The 19,039-nt window shown below is 44.9% G+C and carries 16 protein-coding genes and 1 pseudogene; 12 read left to right on the forward strand and 5 right to left on the reverse strand.

The genetic code is table 11. From position 1 onward, the window contains the following. Positions 1-176 precede the first annotated feature (176 nt). Positions 177-1,097 (forward strand): LysR family transcriptional regulator, encoded by a 921-nt coding sequence (locus tag AB4167_RS16880; protein ID WP_017059189.1) that lies wholly within the window; start codon positions 177-179, stop codon positions 1,095-1,097. Positions 1,098-1,278: 181 nt separating this feature from the next. Continuing rightward, positions 1,279-3,324, forward strand: a complete 2,046-nt coding sequence (locus tag AB4167_RS16885; RefSeq protein ID WP_102321013.1) for a TonB-dependent receptor domain-containing protein — start codon at positions 1,279-1,281, stop codon at positions 3,322-3,324. A gap of 129 nt (positions 3,325-3,453) precedes the next feature. Here AB4167_RS16885 and AB4167_RS16890 read toward each other — a convergent pair whose 3' ends face one another. Further along, positions 3,454-4,197 carry a class I SAM-dependent methyltransferase gene (locus AB4167_RS16890; protein WP_029235856.1) on the reverse strand — a complete coding sequence of 248 codons (744 nt, stop codon included), beginning with the start codon at positions 4,195-4,197 and terminating at the stop codon, positions 3,454-3,456. A 459-nt stretch (positions 4,198-4,656) separates the two neighbouring features. Between AB4167_RS16890 and AB4167_RS16895 the strand changes: the two genes are divergently transcribed. The 7 genes and pseudogenes from AB4167_RS16895 to AB4167_RS16925 all read left to right on the forward strand — a co-directional run bounded on the left by AB4167_RS16895 (position 4,657) and on the right by AB4167_RS16925 (position 12,564). Further along, positions 4,657-5,181: a GNAT family N-acetyltransferase gene (locus tag AB4167_RS16895; RefSeq protein WP_372136787.1), complete on the forward strand. Its 525-nt coding sequence runs from the start codon at positions 4,657-4,659 to the stop codon at positions 5,179-5,181. A gap of 14 nt (positions 5,182-5,195) precedes the next feature. Beyond that, positions 5,196-5,792: a LysE/ArgO family amino acid transporter gene (locus tag AB4167_RS16900; RefSeq protein WP_017059193.1), complete on the forward strand. Its 597-nt coding sequence runs from the start codon at positions 5,196-5,198 to the stop codon at positions 5,790-5,792. A 13-nt stretch (positions 5,793-5,805) separates the two neighbouring features. Then, positions 5,806-5,979: pseudogene (locus tag AB4167_RS16905) on the forward strand (porin family protein); the annotation flags it as partial. 213 nt (positions 5,980-6,192) lie between these two features. Beyond that, entirely contained in the window at positions 6,193-7,446 is a 1,254-nt protein-coding gene (sbcD, locus tag AB4167_RS16910) for an exonuclease subunit SbcD (protein ID WP_372110663.1), read from the forward strand. A 5-nt stretch (positions 7,447-7,451) separates the two neighbouring features. Continuing rightward, a complete protein-coding gene (locus AB4167_RS16915; RefSeq protein ID WP_372136788.1) occupies positions 7,452-11,168 on the forward strand; it encodes an SbcC/MukB-like Walker B domain-containing protein in 3,717 nt (1,238 codons plus the stop codon). Between the two features lie 274 nt (positions 11,169-11,442). After that, positions 11,443-11,586: a DUF2256 domain-containing protein gene (locus tag AB4167_RS16920; RefSeq protein ID WP_004733920.1), complete on the forward strand. Its 144-nt coding sequence runs from the start codon at positions 11,443-11,445 to the stop codon at positions 11,584-11,586. Between the two features lie 93 nt (positions 11,587-11,679). After that, entirely contained in the window at positions 11,680-12,564 is an 885-nt protein-coding gene (locus AB4167_RS16925; RefSeq protein ID WP_372136789.1) for a PA4780 family RIO1-like protein kinase, read from the forward strand. 147 nt (positions 12,565-12,711) lie between these two features. Here the strand turns inward: AB4167_RS16925 and AB4167_RS16930 are convergent, their stop codons facing one another. The 4 genes from AB4167_RS16930 to AB4167_RS16945 form a co-directional block, all read right to left on the reverse strand. Further along, positions 12,712-13,452, reverse strand: a complete 741-nt coding sequence (locus AB4167_RS16930; protein WP_372136790.1) for an SDR family oxidoreductase — start codon at positions 13,450-13,452, stop codon at positions 12,712-12,714. Beyond that, the gene (locus AB4167_RS16935) at positions 13,452-15,023 is read right to left on the reverse strand and encodes a cryptochrome/photolyase family protein (protein ID WP_372136791.1); all 1,572 of its coding nucleotides are present in this window, start codon (positions 15,021-15,023) and stop codon (positions 13,452-13,454) included. The genes AB4167_RS16930 and AB4167_RS16935 overlap by 1 nt, the downstream gene beginning before the upstream one ends. Next, complete coding sequence (locus tag AB4167_RS16940; protein WP_372136792.1) at positions 15,020-16,396, reverse strand: DASH family cryptochrome; 1,377 nt, start codon at positions 16,394-16,396, stop codon at positions 15,020-15,022. Before AB4167_RS16940 ends, AB4167_RS16935 begins: the two co-directional genes overlap by 4 nt. A 193-nt stretch (positions 16,397-16,589) precedes the next feature. Next, positions 16,590-17,012 carry a universal stress protein gene (locus AB4167_RS16945; RefSeq protein WP_017063967.1) on the reverse strand — a complete coding sequence of 141 codons (423 nt, stop codon included), beginning with the start codon at positions 17,010-17,012 and terminating at the stop codon, positions 16,590-16,592. A 235-nt stretch (positions 17,013-17,247) separates the two neighbouring features. On the opposite strand from AB4167_RS16945, the gene AB4167_RS16950 reads away from it, so the two are divergent. The 3 genes from AB4167_RS16950 to AB4167_RS16960 all read left to right on the forward strand — a co-directional run bounded on the left by AB4167_RS16950 (position 17,248) and on the right by AB4167_RS16960 (position 19,037). Further along, on the forward strand, positions 17,248-18,378 hold the full coding sequence (locus AB4167_RS16950; RefSeq protein WP_017059201.1) for a PcfJ domain-containing protein: 1,131 nt from the start codon (positions 17,248-17,250) through the stop codon (positions 18,376-18,378). A 23-nt stretch (positions 18,379-18,401) separates the two neighbouring features. Further along, positions 18,402-18,536, forward strand: a complete 135-nt coding sequence (locus tag AB4167_RS16955) for a hypothetical protein (RefSeq protein WP_017059202.1) — start codon at positions 18,402-18,404, stop codon at positions 18,534-18,536. A gap of 66 nt (positions 18,537-18,602) precedes the next feature. Further along, complete coding sequence (locus AB4167_RS16960; protein WP_017059203.1) at positions 18,603-19,037, forward strand: GNAT family N-acetyltransferase; 435 nt, start codon at positions 18,603-18,605, stop codon at positions 19,035-19,037. The last annotated feature ends 2 nt before the right edge of the window (positions 19,038-19,039 follow it).

Consider the following 19,039-nt stretch of genomic DNA (forward strand, 5'->3'; position numbering starts at 1 on the left):
GCCTCCTCCTACTCGATTTTAAACAGTTCTGACTTAGAGCTTTAAAACCCACTTAACCTTAAACTCTGCTCTGCATATTGCTCTAGATCAAAATAGGAGTGATTATCAATTGTATTACATGTTAAGAAATAGCACTATGCGCACATTGAATTTTATATATTGTTAATATTTGCATAATGAATCTTGCTCAAGTCGACCTCAATCTACTCGTTATTCTTAAACACCTTCTTGAAGAGAAGCACGTTTCCAACACGGCATTGGCGCTGGATATGAGCCAACCTACGGTGAGCCGATCTCTGCAAAAACTGCGTACCGTTTTCAATGATGATCTATTGGTGCGAGCGGCTTATGGCTATGAGTTAACGCCAAAAGCAGAAGCCATTAAGCAAGATCTCAATTCGGTACTGACACGTTTAGAAAAGCTGGTACATGGCGATGTATTCGAACCGCAAAGCAGTGACAGTACGGTTCGCTTCTTTGGTTTAGTGCCTAATGTCGCGCACTTGCTGCCCAAGGTAGTTGCGGAGATACGTCAACAAGCGCCAAACATGACTGTTGATATCGACTCGATTCCTAAACGACACTTTGAGCCTCTGTTATCCGGTGATGCGCACTTTGTGTTGTCGACCCACGAGCCGTTAAGTTCAGAGCAAAATTTGTATCGAATGTTCGTGATTAGCCGCGATTACCGTTTGCTGATGAGTAAAAAACATCCTTTGGCGGACAAAGAGATCACGGTTGATGACTTGTTGAATAGCCAACTTGGTCAAATCTCACTGCAAGGGGATAAGAAGCTCTCGATCGAAAGTCGATTTAAAGATCTTGGCTTGATTGATAAGCAGCGCCAGCTGTCCATTCCAATTCAGCTTTCCAATTTTAACGTCGCGCCGGATATGGCAGAAGCAACCGACATCATCTTTCATTTACCGACACCTTTTGCTCAACAAGCCGCTACGCAAAGAGATCTTGTTTGTAAACGCGTGCCTAAAGCGTTGCGCCACCCATCAGAAGACGTCTACTTATACTGGCATAAGCGCTTTCATAACGACCCGATGTGTCGCTGGGTTCGCAATATATTCAAAGAGCTTTATACATAATCCATCTGCAGGGTGAATGAAAATTACGAATACCTATCGAGTTGGATATAGATCTCTTTCATTATTTGAATGGTGAATAACGAGAATCGATTTTTGGTATGAAACTTTCGTTGATAAGAGTGGTAGTTGGTTGTTTAATGCAAACCATTATCATTACCAATCACATATAAGAATGAATATCATGTCTGAGAGATCTCTTTTGATTCGCAAACCTCTTTTGGTTCGTAAACCCCTTTCGATCGCAGTCGCTGTTATTTGTACCTCACTTTCAGCTAACGTGTTGGCGCAAGAAGAAGCGCAAGCAACAGATGAGCAAATGGTTGTTACGGCAACTCGTACCGAGATGGCACTAAAACAAGCGCCAGCTTCAATGTCGGTTATCACCGCGCAAGACATTGAAGACAGCCCTGGTATTACCTTGGCAGACATCGTTGCCGAATCAACGAGTGTTGAGTCTGATTTTGATAGCACACGTGCTGGCCGTCAGATGATCTCTATTCGTGGTATGGATTCAGATTACACTCTTATCATGGTGAACGGTCGTCGTTTAAGCTCTGCAAGTGCCATCATCCGTGGTAACGACTTTGACCTATCAACGATTCCTGCTGATTCGATCGAACGTGTTGAAATAATCCGTGGCCCAATGTCTGCACTTTACGGTTCAGATGGTATGGGCGGTACAATCAACATCATCACTAAGGCTCCAGAAAACGATTGGAGCTCTACACTGAGCATGGACACTTCATCTCCACTTGATGGTGATGGAGGGGAAGAGTATTCGATGGGCTTCACGACATCTGGTGCGTTGATTGAAGACGAGTTGTTTGCTCGCCTATCTGTTAACCAAACTAGCCGTGATGCTTGGCAACCCTATTCTGGTACGCATAGCTCTGGTTACGATCGTTCAGACATTACTGCGTTAGAAGAAAGAGAGACATTAAGCTTACTCGCGAGCCTGACATGGAATGCAACAGACAACCAAACCATTGATTTCGATTTTGGTTACAGTGACGACGAACGTGAGTCATCTGCGGAAAACGTATCATCTGTGATTGAGTCTGACACACGTGTTGTACGTCAGAGCCAAGCGATCACACATAGTGGTTTTTGGAGCTGGGGTGACACGCAAGTACGTTATTCACGTGAAAATGTGACAGATAATGATGCTGCGGACTCAGATACTAACTATAGCAGTGACATCGAAGAACTGACTCAAATTGTTGAAGCTTCGGCGACCACTTATCTTGGTGATAGTCACACCGTAACGTTTGGTATGGACTACCAGTTGAGTGAATTAACCAACAAAGAAAACTTAGTCAATGGTACATCTGAAGCTTATCAAGGTGCGTTATTTGTTCAAGACCAATGGTTAATGACGGATCAACTAACGGCAACCATTGGTGGTCGTTTAGATAAGCATGAACTGTACGGTGAAGAGTTCAGTCCACGTGTGTACTTGGTTCATCAAACAACGAATGACCTGATCATCAAGGGTGGTGTGGGTAAAGCATTTAAAGCACCAACATTGACTCAAAATCAGACAGACTACACAGTTAATAGCTGTAAAGGCGTATGTGATTTACATGGTAATGAAGATCTTAAGCCCGAAACCAGCTTGAACTATGAGATCGCTGCGATTTATAGCCAACCTCGTTGGAATGTTGAAGGTGCCTTATTCCGAAATGAAATCAACGACCTAATTGATCGTGATGAAACCTATTGTGAGAACGGCGGAGTGTTTGAATCGGGTAAAGGTTGCGCTGATAGTTCAAGCTCAACTGGCTATGTGAATGGTAAGCGTACTTATACAAACGTATCAGAGGCTGTAGTTCAAGGTGCTGAGCTTACAGGCCAATTCCAAATTACTGATGAATGGGGTGTGTCTGGTAATTACACATTCTTAGACACTGAAGATAAGTCTACTGGTGACGAATTACTTGAGCGTTACAAGCATTCGGGTTTAGTTAAACTGAACTGGAGCCCAACTTACGATCTAAGTACCTTCGTGAGTGCGCGTTACCGTGGTGAACGTCAGATCGAAAGCGATCTAACTCAAGACGCTTACACAACGCTGAACCTAGGTGCTGTCTACAACGTGAATGCTTCAGTACGACTACGTGCAGGTATCACGAACTTAACTGACGAAGCTGTATCACAAGAGCTAGAGAGCATGGGCTATGTTGAAGAGCCACGTACTTACTACGTAGGTATGACAGCGGACTTCTAATTTAGAGTTCAGTAACTGATAGCTTGATACAAAAGAACCCACACTGGCTGATGCTCTAAAAGGAGAATGGCGAGTGTGGGTTCTTTTTTGATCTATAGATTTGGTTTAATTTGCCGTTTATCTATTAATCTAGATTTTGACACATGTGATCAGCGCATTACCGGACTGAGTATCCCAAGGAATCAGCTTGTCGTAATCGTGCTCGAAGATATTAACCTCGAAGTAGGGCTTCAATATCTCGATTAACTCTTTAAACGAGAATGCCACCATTGGGTGTTCATCATTCCACACTTGAGTTTCACCAGCAGTCGTCTTTTCGATGCTAAGCTTTAGCGCTTGCTTATCACCCTGACCAGAGTAATACCAACCAGAACGGAACGTGAAATCGTCTTTGTCTTGGTTTGTTGTGTGTCTAACAAACAGGTCGTTGCTGATCTTGTCTTTATCAACCACGTTAAAACAGAAAATACCTTCTGGCTTTAACGCACGATGCACACTTTCAATACACTCTTTAAGCTTCTCAAGGCCATCGTTGTAATGGATGGAATACAGGAAGCAAGTGATAAGATCGAGTGGTTCCGTGACCTCAAAGTTACTCATGTTTTGTACTGAGAACTTGGCTTCCGGGCAGCGAACTTCTGCGATATCTAACATCGGCTTGTTAAGATCTAGGCCACCGCTTTGGTAACCGAAATCAATAAAATGACGAACGTGTGGGCCAGTGCCACAAGCTAAGTCGAGGTGTGTTTTTCCTTCATTTCCAAAGATTTGATGGAGTCTACGTACGCAGTTACTTTGCGCTTGGTAGTCAATATCTACACACATTAAATCATAGTAACCGGATAGGTCGGTATAGAGTGCGTTGGCGGACATATTTGCCTGCAGCATAAGCTGAAAAATTAGGGTGGCGCATCATATACCGAAATTGGAAAATCGCAATCAAATATTCGATCAATGAAAGCGTTTTATTTTCTAACTTATGGTCGTTTTAAATGAGACCGTTTAAAGGGATGTTTAAGCTGCCAACAACATCAGTACGCGTGTCATCGCTATTCACTTTGCCCTGACTACTTATTCGTTAACTAAAACAGGTGTTGCTCCCTCAATGCAGCGACCATACGGGCTTTGCGGAACGCTTTTATCACGAGACGAGATAGGAAAAATATGGTATCTAGGTAAACCCAGTGTGACATTTATAATTTTATGATTAATCAGTAATTTTACTGATTCAAACCGAGTTCTTGAAAAGGAAACAATTCAGGAAAGTGGGCTGTTGATAAAAACCAAATCACTCAAGCTAAATAAGCGAACTAAACAAGGAGAGTTGAAACAATGACATCAGCAATAAATGCACAGGGTTCAATGGAAAATAGAACAGCATTGGAAAGCAGTGCTTCAATAGAAATTAAGGTGGATGACTTGTCGGGTGGGGAAGTCATTGAATTACTTGAAGAGCACCTCGCTGATATGTACGCAACTTCGCCAGCCGAAAGCGTCCATGCACTGGATCTAGATGGGCTCAAGTCACCAGAAATTACCTTTTTCAGTGCTTGGAAAGACAGCCAACTGCTTGGGTGTGTCGCCATTAAAGAGCTGAATACCCAACACGCTGAACTCAAATCAATGAGGACCTCACAGTTTGCTCGAAAGTCAGGTGTTGCGAGCAAACTTTTACAGCACGTATTGGATACAGCAACCGCCCGCCAGTATCAAACAATCAGTTTAGAGACCGGCTCAGAAGACTACTTTAAGGCTGCGCGTAACCTGTATGAAAAGTTTGGCTTTGGATACTGTGAACCCTTTGCTGATTATGTGTTGGATCCGCACAGCCAGTTTATGCGTATTGAGTTGCGTTAAGAGGCTAACCTTAGATGTCGACTTACTTTGCAGGTTTCTCCCTTGGCCTTTCGCTGATTCTTGCGATTGGCTCTCAAAATGCGTTTGTTTTAAAGCAAGGGCTTAAGAACCAACACGTATTGGCAGTTTGTGCTGTATGTGCCATTTCCGACGCCTTACTGATTAGCTTTGGCGTGACGGGCTTTGGCGCAATCGTTAAGCAGTTCCCACAAATAGAGCAGTTCGCCCGTTATGGTGGCGCTATCTTTTTGGGTGTCTATTCATTCTTAAGCTTCCGATCAGCATTTACCGAAAACCACGCCTTAGAAGCCACGGCAGAAACTAAAGACTCATTAACCAAAGCGATTGCGATGTGTTTGGCGTTCACTTGGCTTAACCCGCATGTGTATTTGGATACTGTGGTATTGCTGGGGTCTATCTCAACTCAATATCAACCGGATCAAATGTTGTTTGGCGCTGGGGCGGTATCGGCGTCATTCGTGTTCTTCTTTTCACTTGGATATGGCGCTCGCTTCTTGGCTCCAATGTTTAAGAACCCGAGAGCGTGGAAGGTGTTGGAATTTGTCGTTGGCGTGATCATGGCATCTATTGCAATATCTTTGATTGTCTAGCTGCGCGTAATTAGGCTTCCATTTTGGTATAGGTGTTGAATACACGCCAGTAGAAAGCCTAACCTTACGTTTAATCTCACAAGCAGATGCAGTAAATATCGAATTCTTCGGCCCGAATGGTAATAGACTGGCAAGCCGTGATGTAGCGTTTAGCACAGTAACTCTGGGCGCTTCGTACAATTTTTGACGACCTCTGTGAAATAGCTTAAAGCTAAAGCTATGGACACCTAAAACCGCTCTAACGTTGAGCGGTTTTTTTATGTCAAAAATAACGATTGGTCACGCTATGGGCGGAGTTGGTCCAAAGCCTGAAATTAGTTGGTTTTCACAAGCTTATAAAAGGGAATTATCTCGACTATTTTGGTAGATTAAAGGTATTACAGACTTCCAGTGAGCAGCAATGAAGATTCTTCACACGTCCGATTGGCACCTTGGCCAAAACTTCTACAATAAAAGCCGCAAGAATGAACATGAACGGTTTTTACAATGGTTACTTGAGCAAGTTACAGAGCACGACATCGACGCGATCATTGTTGCTGGCGACATTTTCGATACCAGTACACCGCCGAGTTACGCTCGTGAGATGTATAACAAGTTTGTGGTCGATTCGAACAAGATCGGTTGCCAATTGGTGTTATTAGGTGGAAATCACGATTCAGTCTCTGTGCTTAAAGAGACACAACAGCTGCTCAAATACATGGGCGCAGACGTGATTCCTAATACCAATGAAGATTATGCGACTCAGGTTGTCGAGCTAAAAGGTAAGAACGGCGATGTAGAAGCGCTGGTTTGTGCCATTCCTTTTATTCGCCCTCGCGATGTGTTGATGAGCCAGGCGGGTGTCACTGGCGTTGAGCGTCAGAAGCAACTCGGCGATGCAATCAAACAGCATTATCAAAGTGTTTATGATGCGGCGGTTGCTAAGCGCGCGACGTTTGTAAACAGCGAGCACATGCCGATTATCGCTACCGGTCATTTAACGGCGATGGGTGTCCAACAATCGGATTCTGTGCGTGATATCTATGTCGGCAACCTTGATGGTTTCGCCGCTGATGGCTTCCCAGACGCAGACTATATCGCACTTGGTCATATCCATCGCCCACAAGTGGTGGCAAAGCGTGAATACATTCGTTATTCAGGCTCTCCAATCCCACTAAGTTTTGATGAACTTAAGTCTCAGAAACAAGTGTGTGTTGTTGAGTTTGTTGAAGGTGAGCGCACCATTTCTCAATTGCCTGTTCCCACATTCCAACCTCTAGCTGAAATCAAAGGCGACTTGAGCGAGATCGAATCTCAGCTGAACCAATACATAGGTTTAGATAGCGAACAAAGCGTGTGGTTATCGATCGAAGTGCAAGCGCAAGATTACCTTTCAGATCTCCAAGAACGTATGCGTGCATTGACCGAAGGCTTGAACGTTGAAGTACTTCAACTGCGCCGTGCAAGAGAGCGTCGTAATCAAGCATTAGAGCAAGAGTCGGCAGAAACCTTATCTGAACTGAGCCCGATGGACGTGTTTAGCAAGCGTATTGCCTTAGAAGAGTTTGAAACGGATTCTGAAAAAGCGCGTTTAGAGCGCATGACGGTGAAGTTTAAACAAGTGATGGTTGAAGTGTCTGAGAGCGCTCAAGCGCCAAACAAAGTAGAAGAGTAACCAGTATGAAGATTTTAAGCCTAGAATTTGAAAACCTGAACTCTTTGAAAGGACGTTGGAAGCTCGATTTCACCCAATCACCGTTTGCAGAAAATGGTCTGTTTGCGATTACTGGCCCAACAGGGGCGGGTAAAACCACCATTCTTGATGCGATTTGTTTGGCATTGTTCCACCGCACACCGCGTTTAAAGAGCATAGCTAAAGGCAACAACGAATTAATGACGCGTGGCACGGGTGAGTGTTTTGCTGAACTGGAATTTGAAGTTCAAGGTAAAACGTACCGATCTAATTTCCACCAAAAGCGAGCGCGTGGAAAACACGATGGCGCATTGCAAACGCCAACGTGCGAGTTTGCCGATGCGGACACCGACAAAGTCTTAGAGACCATGTTGACCAAGAAGACCAAGCTGGTGGAGCAGGTTACAGGGCTCGATTTCTCACGCTTCACTAAATCCATCATGTTGTCTCAGGGTGAGTTTGCGGCGTTCTTAAATGCCAATGCTAACGACCGTGCAGAGCTACTTGAAGAGCTGACGGGAACAGAAGTTTATAGCCTGATTTCAGAGCGTATCTACGATCATTTTAAGTCGAGTGAAGAGTCGCTTAATCAACTTAAAGCGAAAGCTGAAGGTGTGAGCTTACTGTCTGAAGAGCAAATCAAAGAGCTGACCGCAGAGCGTGAAACGCTAGAAGTAGAGCAGAAGCGTTTAGCCGAGCAATTAAAAGAGTGGCAAGTGCATCTTAGCTGGTGGAAAGACGTGACCAAAGCTGAGCAAACTATTGCGGCCAGTGAGCTCGATCTGAAAACCGCTCAAGATGAACTAGACCGTAACCAACCGTCACTAGAGCGCTTGGCAAGCAGTGAGCCGGCTGAAAAGCTGCGTCCAGTACACAAAGATTTAAAGCGTTGCGAACAAGAGGTGAACACTACTCAAGCTCACCTAGATAACAGCACCAAGTTACTTGCCGTTCGTGATGCAGAAATGCAAGACGCGCAAACTAAACTGACTCAAAGCAGTGCGATTGTCGAACAGGTAAAAGCCGAACAGCAGGATCAAGAGAAGATCATCGAGCAGGTTCGCCCGTTAGATAACCAAATTGCCGTACTCAAAGATAAGCAAACTGCGGCCGTTAGTGCAGCGAATACGCTTAACGAGCAACATACGCAGCAGCGTAATCAACAGATTGTTTTAGTCCAAAAAACAGATGCACTGAAGCAACAAGATAAACTCAGCACTGAGTACCTAAATACGCATCAAGCTGACCAACATCTGGAAAAATACCTAGGTCAGTGGCAAGCAAAGGTCGAGCAAGTTCGTACTCTAGAGCGCCAGCATTCAGAGCAGTTGAATTCAGCGAAGCAAGCTTTGTCTGCAGTTGATGCACAGCAAACGATCATCAAATCCGCGCAAGATGCTAAAGCAACGCAAGATAAAACTTTAGCTGAATTGGTTGTTCTCGAGAGTAGTGCAAAGCAACAGTGGGAAGCCTTGCAAGGCAACACTAGCGAGCAAGTGTTGAATTCGCAAAAAGATCTGTTGGAGTTTTGGAATCGCAATACGCACTCATTACTCGAGATCAATCGTGGTTTCCTAAATGCCCAACAAAAGCTGCACGCAAAAACACAGGCACATCAAACCAACACCCAGTTGGTCGACAAGCTTTCGAAAGAGCGTGAAGTGTTGCTTCTGCGATACCAAGAAAAAAAGACCTCACTTGAACGTTTAGTTCGCTTAATTGATCAAGAAGGTGACCTTGCGAAATACCGAGCGTCATTGAAGCCAGGTATGGATTGTCCATTGTGTGGTTCAACAGACCATGCGATCGAACAATCACAAAGTTCGAAGGATTTGAATGCCCAGAAAGAGCTTGAGGAACAAGAATTAGCAGCGATTCAGAAAGAAGGCCAAGAGCATCGTCAGCAGTTAGATTCTCTTACCCTTGTGATTGTGGCGCTTAACGATGACATTCAGCGAGCGCAAGCGGATATTCATCAGGCTCAACTGAATTGGCAAGGCGTTGTCGGCAAGCTTCAACAGAGCTTATCGGATTTCGTTGGCACGGCTCCTGAACTGGCACTGCTAACGATTAACGATTTAGGCAATGAAGCTACAGTCGCGACCTTTGCTCAGCAGTGTGAACTTCAACTAAGTCAGAGCGCGCAGCAACTCAAAGCGTTGGGTGATGCTAAAGCGCATTACGCTGAAGCTGAGAAACAACGCCTGTCTGTAAGTGTTCTGGCTGACAAGGCGCAGTCTAATCTCGAGTTGGCCGAGCAACGCTTAGCTGATTTGAATAAGCAAAACCAAGTCGCAAACGAACAAGTGACTCAAATAGCTCAAGCGAAAGGCCAGCAATGGAACGCTTTGAAAGAGAGCATTGTTCAAACTTCTATCGAAGCACCTGAACTTGAGCATATCGATGATTGGTTTACTGCGAAATCGCAAGCATCAAGCACATGGCAGCAAACCAAACAGCAACAGGCCGATATTGAGAAGCAACTGATTACTCAAAATGCCGAATTGAAAACGTTAGACGACAAGCTAAGCAGCGCTGAGAAAGAGCTTGCGACACTGACGCAAGAGAGTGAGTCTCTAGTGCTAGAGCTGACTCGTGTAACGGCTGAAAGAACAGAGTTGTTTGGTGACAAAGACATTCAAGCCACCAGCAATGCGATGAAGCAAAAAATCACTGAAGCGGTAAATGCATTTGATGCCGCTCAGTTAGTGCTTAACCGCAGTGAACTGGAACATCGAACCGAGCAAACCAAACACACTGGTTTCTCGGACGAGCTAGTCAGCAAGCAGTTCAGTCACACACAAGCGTTGAATGCTTGGTTAGATGCACTGAAAGCTAGCCCATTCGAAGATGAGGTGAATTTTGAAGCGGCGTTGTTGGATGAAGAGGTTAGAACTCAACTTCAAAGCCTGAAGAAGTCTTTAGACGAAGCGATTGTCAGTGCGCAAGCAAGGTTGAACACCGCCAAAACGACGAAAGTGGAGCTACAAAACCACGAAAATGCGAAAGCATGGCAAGAGCAAAACCAACAGCAAATTGAAGAAGCGACGACTGAGTGTCAAAACGCACAACAAAGCCATGCAACCAAGATCGGCGCAATTTCTGCCAATCTTGAAACGGATAGCCAGAACCGCAGCAATCAGCAAGATCTGTTTAAGCAGATCGACGAGCAACAAGTCGAGTTTGATGATATTTCACGTCTGAACTCACTTATCGGCTCTAAGAACGGCGACAAGTTCCGTAAGTTTGCCCAAGGTTTAACATTGGAAAACTTGGTGTACCTTGCGAACAAGCAGCTACAACGTTTGCATGGTCGTTACGAGCTTAAACGTAAAGCCGACGATGGTTTAGAACTGCAAGTGCTCGACACATGGCAGGGCGATGTGATGCGTGACACCAAGACGTTATCAGGTGGCGAAAGCTTCTTGGTGAGCTTGGCGTTGGCATTAGCGCTTTCTGATCTTGTGAGCTACAAAACCAGTATTGATTCTCTGTTTCTAGATGAAGGTTTTGGCACACTGGATAGCGACACATTGGACATTGCCCTTAACGCGTTAGATAACTTGAATGCTTCAGGCAAGATGATTGGCGTCATTAGTCACGTTGAAGCACTGAAAGAGCGAGTGCCTGTTCAGCTTAAAGTAACAAAACACTCTGGCTTAGGTGTGAGTGAGATGGAGAAGCAGTACAAGGTTGTTGCTTAGTCTTGATATAGATGCGGATAAACAGCCCCTGACTCAGTCGTGTTTCCTTCTCGAGGATGACGGAGTTTCGGGGCTGTTATCAATCACTCCGCCGTCACGTTCTGCAGTAAAGAATGATTAGAGTAACTGCCGCTATTCCCTAAAGTGAGTTACGAACGTAGTAGGGACTTTAGATTTGTTCTTATTACCTTCGTCATTCCCTAGAGTGAGGAACGAACGTAATAGGGAATCACTAGTAGACGCGGGAAGTGAACTCGTCAAAAAGGAAACGGCCATGCACAAGAAGCCTCATTTACCAACTAAGACATGTCCTATTTGCCAAAAGTCTTTCTCATGGCGTAAAAAGTGGCAACGTTGTTGGGATGACGTGATTTACTGTTCTGAACGTTGCCGTCGTCATAAGACAACTTTGGCGTAATTTCTGTTCGTTTTTACAACACGTTAATAGTTTCGTCATTCATTTCTTAAGTTAATATTTCTATCTGTAAGACAACTAATGTATAAAGGCGGCATGAAGATACCTAAAAGAATACAGCCCTTAATTGACGATGGTTTAGTCGACGAGGTGACAAGCCAACTCATGAGTGGCAAAGAAGCATCGGTGTACATTGTGCGCTGCGGCGATACGATCCGTTGTGCCAAGGTATATAAGGAAATAAGCCAACGCAGCTTCAAAAAAGCGACCGCGTATCGTGAAGGCCGAAAAGTCCGAAATAGCCGCCGCGCTCGAGCGATGGAAAAAGGCTCTGGCTTTGGTCGTGAACAACAAGAAAAGGTTTGGCAAAGTGCTGAAGTGGATGCCTTATATAAACTGGCAGAAGCGGGTGTTCGTGTGCCTGTCCCTTATGGTTGCTTTGATGGCGTACTGCTTATGGAGCTGGTCACTGACGATGAGGGTTACGTTGCACCACGTTTGAACGATGTGGTGATGTCAGCAGAGCAAGCGATCGAAGACCACGCCGTGATGATGACTTACGTAGTTAAAATGCTGTGTGTTGGTTTGATCCATGGTGACTTGTCTGAGTTCAACGTATTGGTGGATGAGTACGGTCCAGTAATTATCGACCTACCACAAGCGGTTGACGCTTCGGCTAACAACAACGCTGAGTGGATGCTGGCTCGTGACATCAATAACATCCGTGACTATTACGCTCAGTTTGCTCCTGAACTGGCAAAAACCGAGTATGCCAAGGAAATGTGGGCGCTGTACGAGAAAGGCGACTTGAAGCCAGACAGCAAACTGACGGGTGAGTTTACGGAAACCGACGACTTGGCTGATATCGAAGCCATCATGCAAGAGATAGACGCTGCGCGAATTGAAGAACAACATCGACGCGAGCGAGCTAAAGAAGAGAAAGAAGGTGTTGACGATACTAAGTTCAATTGGGCTGAATAATCGTGATGATCAGTTTTGATCTTTAGCTAGATATCAACCAAACGCCTTTTAAAACAGAGGCGTTCTTTCTAAATAAAAACCCAATGGAGCTTCAACTCTGTTGGGTTTTCTTTTTTAGCACTAATGAAAGACGAACACTCGTATCAACTACCAATTTAACTGTTCACCATCGTAAGCGTAGAAGTGCCCACTGTTATCCGGTGTGGCAGTGCGAATAATATCGACCAACTGATGGGCGACATAGCTTGACTCATACAACTTACCTTCAGGGACATTGGTCTGAAAAGGCTTCGACAGAGCTGTGTCTGTCGTGCCCGGGTGCAGAGCCAACACGGTGCCTTTCTTAATGGTGCGTTGCCATTCGATCGACATGGTTTTGATGAACATATTTAGGGCTGCTTTCGATGAGCGGTAGCTATACCAACCGCCTAATCTGTTGTCTGAAATACTACCTACTTTTGCGGATACCACAGCAAACTTTGGATTGTCGCTCGCTTTAAGTATCGGCGTGAAGTGTTTTGCTAATAACAAGCTGGGCAGGGTATTCACAGAGATGTTTTTGAGGAAAAACTCAGGGTCGATGGACGACAAGTTCTTTTCCGGTCCAAGATCTGGAGTGTGGAGCATACCCACGCAGTTGATCAGCCAATCAAGTTGTTCAAACTCAGAACTCAAGCGCTTAATATCAGCTTCGTCGGTGGCGTCGACTTTGTGCCAGCTCAAGCGATTGTTTTCTAGTTCCGGCTGTTGAGAGTGGTAAGTCGCGTCTACATGCACATCAAGAAAATCAAACCGAGAGAGCTCAGATAATAGGTGTTTAACCACAGCGAAACCAATACCGCCGCTCCCACCGACCACCAATATGTGTAATCTGAGTTGCTCCACCATTATAAGTTCTCCAAGTTTGTGATTCGTTGTTCAGCAGTATCGAGAATCGCTTGTTGTGATTGCTCATCTATGTTGTCCCAAGAGCGATATAACATGCCCATACGTGGGTTGCGGTTTAACGCATCGCGGTGCTGGTCCATAAAGCGCCAATACAAGCTATTGAAAGGGCAAGATTGCTCGCCGCTGCGTTCTTTTATCTTGTAGTGACAGCCTTTGCAGTAGTCACTCATGCGGTTGATATAGGAACCGCTGGCAGAGTATGGTTTGGTTCCTACGATCCCGCCATCCGCAAACAGTGCCATACCTCGCGTATTTGGCATTTCAACCCACTCAATCGCGTCGACGTAAATACCGAGGTACCAACTGTCGACTTGGTCAGGGTCTATACCCGTGATTAAACAGAAGTTGCCAGTGATCATTAACCTTTGGATGTGGTGCGCGTAAGCAAACTCAAAAGACTGGTCAATCGCATGCTTCATGCAGTTCATCTTGGTTTGTCCGTCCCAAAAGTAATGGGGCAGGTTATTATGTGCTGAGTAATGGTTTTTGTTGGCGTAAGCAGGCATGTTTGCCCAATAGACGGCGCGTATGTACTCTCGCCACCCCAGTATTTGGCGTACAAATCCTTCGACCTGTGCAATATCGATGCTTGGCTTATCTGGTGAGCTGTCTCGAAGACAGGATGCTTGGTAGGCCGACAGTGCTGCATTAATCACTTCTTTAGGGCTCAGCAGTTTACTGTTCAGCGAGAACGATATACGGCTATGATACAAGCTCCATTTAGAGTCGTGCTCTGTCGTCATCGCATCTTGAAACTGCCCAAATAACGGCAAGCAGACTTGGCAGAAATGAGCGAGTAGAGACAAGCTTTGTGCGCGGTTCACCGGCCATAGTAACTGGTTACCGACTTGACCAATAGTTTGCACTTGGTGGTGCTCGATACGCTGCAAAATGTCGGTTATGTCATTGGTAAACATTAGCGGCTGAGGCAGGTTTTCGATGTCTTGTTTCTTGAGTTTCTTTCGATTGTTCGCGTCGTAATTCCATTTGCCGCCAACGGGCTTTCCGTCTTCTAACAAAATGTCGAAACGCTTTCTCATTCGGCGATAGAAGTGCTCCATTATGATGTGTTTGTCTTTCGGAAACTGTTGTTCGATCTCTTCGAATGGAAAGAGGAAGTGTTCTGTATCACAACAACCTTTGGTCGCATTGGTGAGCTTGAGCTTGTTCATCTGCTCTAAAAGGCGATATTCACCTGGCCTTTGATATTCGAATTTCTCTGCGCCGAATTCGTGTACATAGTGCTTTAGAAGTGTGTCTAGGTTTTCAAATTGCGTTGTGTCGTCAAGAGTAAGGTGGAGTACTTGATGACCTTGTTCTTTGAGTTCGTTAGCGAAGTAACCCATCGCACAGAAAAACGCGGCCACTTTTTGAACGTGAGAGGCAACATAATCTGTTTCTTGTTTTAGCTCAGCAATGATGTAAATAACGTCATCGTTAACCTGTCTAAACCATGAATGCTCAATGTTGAGTTGGTCACCTAATACAAGTCGTACCGTTTTAAATTTCATAATGCGTCCTGGTTTGTGAGGCTTGTTGTGACTGCGTTACCGCCTGTCCATTGATTGATGAAGGCATGGTCTGGGTCGTACATTTCCGTCTGCTTGGCTAAACCAAAATGGTGTGATTTAGGCTGTGATTGGTTTTTAGTTTGATTGTTGTGGACTGGTTGATTGAGAGCCCCAGCGATATACGCCCAATTCCCCCAGTTAGATGCCACATCATAGTCGACAAGTTGGCTTTCGAAATAGGCTGCGCCGTGTCTCCAGTCGACGCCCAACTCGTAAACCAAGCAGCTTGCGGCTAACTGCCTCCCGCGATTGGACATGTAGCCAGTCGCATTAAGTTGGCGCATACATGCATCGACAATCGGGTAGTTGGTGTTACCGCTCTTCCATTTGGAAAAATTAGGGCTTGCCGATTGAGTGCTACTCTCTGCTACAACGGGGTTTGTGTATGAGCCGGTAAATAGAGATGCCTTCAACGATATGCTTTTCCAATAAAAATACTCGCGCCACAACAGCTCGAAATAGATCCAGTAGGTTGAATCATTGGAACCATGATGCGACTCAAATCGCGTGAGGTGTCTGCAGATTGTTTTTGGTGAGACACAACCTAATGCGAGCCACGGTGAAAACTTGGTCGAGTTCTCGATGCCATCCAATGCATTTCTTGTCTGTTTATAGCGGCTCGCGTAATCGTGTGAGAAGTAGTGGTCGAGATGTACTAACCCCGATGTTTCACCGCCTTTGAAGCTTTGCTCGCTCGCCAAATCACCCGTCTTAAAAAGTGAGGCTTTTGAGTGACAGTGTGACGTTATCGTCAGGTCTGGTGCTGGTGGTAACGTCGTTATGATCAAACTGTGTGTATCGACAGACAAGTGCTCGATGAGTTTTCTGAACTTGGTAAACGAGCGTGGTAACTTGTCTAACGTAAAAGGGTAGTCATCGAGCTCAAACAGAGTCGAGTTGTGAGTTTGAATCGGAATTAAGTTCGGGCAGTCAGCCAATGTTGATTGCACTAGCTGTTGCTCGTTGTAGCCACAATGAACATTTGCAAACAAGTGAGTGACGTTTAGAGCAGAGATAATCTCGTTGAGCGAGTATTTAACGTTCTCGCTTTTATCTTGGTCTTGTGTAAGGACGATGAGTGTTTGCTCTAGGTCGCTCAGGTTAGCCTTAAGATCGCTTATCGATTGTGAAATGAAAGCTATGCGGTGAGCGCCATATTGCTGTTCTTGGGCGAACTGTGCTGAGTAGTGAGACAGAAGCGGTTCGACAACCACACAAACGAGCTCATCGACGATTTGGCTTGCTTGGTAAAGTAGCGCATTGTCGTTGATTCTTAAGTCGTTTGTAAAAAGATACAGGCCAATCTTTTTCATTACTTTCACTCGGCGATTTGTTAATTATTAGACGCTTACGAGTTGATAGGCTGACAAGATCACAAATGACTACTCTAAGTGGGAAATAGGAGATTTCGATCAGGATGAGTGTGTTGAAGAGGATATCAAGCCAACCAATAATACCGATAGAGGTTGGCAATGCCGGTTATTTTTGAGTGTCGAACTGGAGCTTCTATTCCATTGGAACAACGAGAATATCGATAGGGGAAGTATCGATGATCTGTTTAGAATGGGAGATGAGCTTATGCCAAAAATCATGGTGATGGCCGCATAGCAATAGGTCAACGCCGTTGGCTTCGATGGCATTTTTGAGCTTATCGTTCAAATCACCCGTTCCCACGAAAATGTGCTTGATTGGGTGCTTGGCGTAGGCTTCAAACTCTTTCAAATGCTTAACGGCATCTTCATTGATGGGTAAATCACCGTCATTTCCCTGAATATCAACGAGCTCTGGATAAATTTCTCCATGCGTACCATCGATATAAACAAATGAAATGCCAGCCTCCAGTTTATCAGCGAAGAAGGTCGCTCTATCAATGAGAATCTTGGTGTCGTCAGACAGTTCAAGTGCGACCAGAATATGTCGGTAATCCATAATTAAAGCCTCTTGTTGTGAGTTATGTAACAAGCATAGTTTCTGTTGACGCAAATGATATCGAAGAGATCTCATATTCCGTAAAATCATCATTCAATGTTCTTCTAAGCACTATCGTATTTATATCGCTTTGATTGGTAAGAAATTTACAAAAGGTTGATATAGTGGTTGAAGCGCTAGCTTATGCTGTTAGATAGGCTTGATAGTTCAATGCGCCAATAACGAAGAGGCATCAATGACAGCACTACTAACCATTCCCACTCGAACATTAGGTTTCGACTACGATATTGAGATCCGAGACTGGTCTCAAAAGCTCGTCGGCTTTCATGTGTTTGAAGATGGTAGACGACCGCTTGATGGAGGCATTGGGCTGAGCCTCAACCTTGTTGAACAGTTTGACGTGAATGGTCGTTGGCTAAATTCATTACCTGCGCGTTATCGTGAAATCACCGACGACTTTCCAGAATACCAATACCAGATGTTGTGGCTTGCTGCGAATACTTATGAAGCCGCGCAATTGCTTGAATTAAGGCCTGTTATTTTGGCTTTGATCTGCATGAAATACAGTGTCGACAACAAGAAAGCACTGGCACTAAGTCGCTTAGGGCAGAAGAAGATCCTTACCAAGTTGGGCTTAGACGGCAGCAAGGCGACACTCAAATTCATCGACAAGCTAGAGCTTCATTACAATGTTGGTGATGAACTCGACCACATTGTTCGCATTCTCGAGCCACTGCAAAGACGAGTTCTTAAGTTCAAGCATTACTCAAAAGTTGGATACACAGCCCTGCGTTTGGACCAAGTTCATCCATTTCTAACTGGCAGCCGATTAGGGATTGCAATGGTGGAAGAGGGTAGACTTAATGCACCGTCGAAGATGGCGATGTTCCAAGATGCGATATTGTTAGGGCAAGATTTGGAGATGGATGATCCACTGCGTGCGATTACCAGTCAGAACTCTTTTGCGATGTTTGAGCAACTGCATGACCGCTGGACGGAGCAACGCCAATTACGACGCTTGGAGGGTAACTGCCCAATGGATAAAGACATCCCTTATCCCGTTCCTTTACTTGGCAATGACAACATTCATCCGCTCACGGATTATTACGACCTTGAACACGAAGGCATCGAGCAGAAGCACTGTATTGGCGTGTATCACAACCGAATCATGAGCGATCGTTATGTGGTGTTCCGCATGCTCAAGCCTCAGCGTTTAACCATAGGTTTACGCCGCGTCCCGAGCAAAGCATTTCCTTTTGAAATAGACCAAATCTGCGGAAAACGAAATGCACCTCCGTCGGAATCCGCTCGCCAAGTGATTCACGACTGGCTAGAAGCGAGTAAGCAAAAATATCCTAAGCAATAGCCATTAAGTAGAAGGAATACAGGATGTTTCAACAAGGCGATCTTTGCCCTCATTGTGGTTTGATTATTGTGATGCCTACGGATCTGCAAGGTGAATGCCTAGGATGCGGCGAAGAAATTAATCAAGACCCAGCAGACGATTACGACGAAGAAGAGTAGCTTTACCTACACTTAGATTAAACAAGGCTAGGATAGCCGAATTACTCTCTTTAAAAGGACGGAAAAATGCAGAAAGTAATCTTTAGAAATTGCGATGAAAACTCACCTTATTGGCATGAGTTAGAGGGCTTATTTCAAAGTGAATGGTCTGATTTCAAGTTTAAAGATACCTATAAAGAAAACGTACAACTCCCTCCAGTAATAACAGTACTTCGCGATAATGTGGTCATTGGTGGCTTGGCGTATTCCTATTTTCAAGAACCTCACCAAGTTCGTGATGTAGTGTGGATCAACGCTGTGTTTGTCGACCCTCAATGGCGCGGTCAAGGCATTGCCAGTGAACTGATTAATCGTGGTGTCAGACAGGTTTCTTCTGCAGTGCAAACTCAACTCTACGCGTACACCAATATCATGGGTCTCTACCAAGGGCTAGGTTGGTCAATCGTAAATATCGAATCAGAACCGAACCATAAAGTGATGAGTATTGAGCTTAATCGATAAGC

This window comes from Vibrio sp. 10N.286.49.E11, assembly GCF_041469505.1.
Lineage (GTDB): Bacteria > Pseudomonadota > Gammaproteobacteria > Enterobacterales > Vibrionaceae > Vibrio > Vibrio crassostreae_C.

Bases quoted from the DNA above. Each gene is read 5' to 3' on its own strand.
- AB4167_RS16880 (WP_017059189.1), top strand. From the start codon at position 177: ATGAATCTTGCTCAAGTCGACCTCAATCTACTCGTTATTCTTAAACAC.
- AB4167_RS16885 (WP_102321013.1), top strand. From the start codon at position 1,279: ATGTCTGAGAGATCTCTTTTGATTCGCAAACCTCTTTTGGTTCGTAAA.
- AB4167_RS16890 (WP_029235856.1), bottom strand. From the start codon at position 4,197: ATGTCCGCCAACGCACTCTATACCGACCTATCCGGTTACTATGATTTA.
- AB4167_RS16895 (WP_372136787.1), top strand. From the start codon at position 4,657: ATGACATCAGCAATAAATGCACAGGGTTCAATGGAAAATAGAACAGCA.
- AB4167_RS16900 (WP_017059193.1), top strand. From the start codon at position 5,196: ATGTCGACTTACTTTGCAGGTTTCTCCCTTGGCCTTTCGCTGATTCTT.
- sbcD (WP_372110663.1), top strand. From the start codon at position 6,193: ATGAAGATTCTTCACACGTCCGATTGGCACCTTGGCCAAAACTTCTAC.
- AB4167_RS16915 (WP_372136788.1), top strand. From the start codon at position 7,452: ATGAAGATTTTAAGCCTAGAATTTGAAAACCTGAACTCTTTGAAAGGA.
- AB4167_RS16920 (WP_004733920.1), top strand. From the start codon at position 11,443: ATGCACAAGAAGCCTCATTTACCAACTAAGACATGTCCTATTTGCCAA.
- AB4167_RS16925 (WP_372136789.1), top strand. From the start codon at position 11,680: ATGAAGATACCTAAAAGAATACAGCCCTTAATTGACGATGGTTTAGTC.
- AB4167_RS16930 (WP_372136790.1), bottom strand. From the start codon at position 13,452: ATGGTGGAGCAACTCAGATTACACATATTGGTGGTCGGTGGGAGCGGC.
- AB4167_RS16935 (WP_372136791.1), bottom strand. From the start codon at position 15,023: ATGAAATTTAAAACGGTACGACTTGTATTAGGTGACCAACTCAACATT.
- AB4167_RS16940 (WP_372136792.1), bottom strand. From the start codon at position 16,396: ATGAAAAAGATTGGCCTGTATCTTTTTACAAACGACTTAAGAATCAAC.
- AB4167_RS16945 (WP_017063967.1), bottom strand. From the start codon at position 17,012: ATGGATTACCGACATATTCTGGTCGCACTTGAACTGTCTGACGACACC.
- AB4167_RS16950 (WP_017059201.1), top strand. From the start codon at position 17,248: ATGACAGCACTACTAACCATTCCCACTCGAACATTAGGTTTCGACTAC.
- AB4167_RS16955 (WP_017059202.1), top strand. From the start codon at position 18,402: ATGTTTCAACAAGGCGATCTTTGCCCTCATTGTGGTTTGATTATTGTG.
- AB4167_RS16960 (WP_017059203.1), top strand. From the start codon at position 18,603: ATGCAGAAAGTAATCTTTAGAAATTGCGATGAAAACTCACCTTATTGG.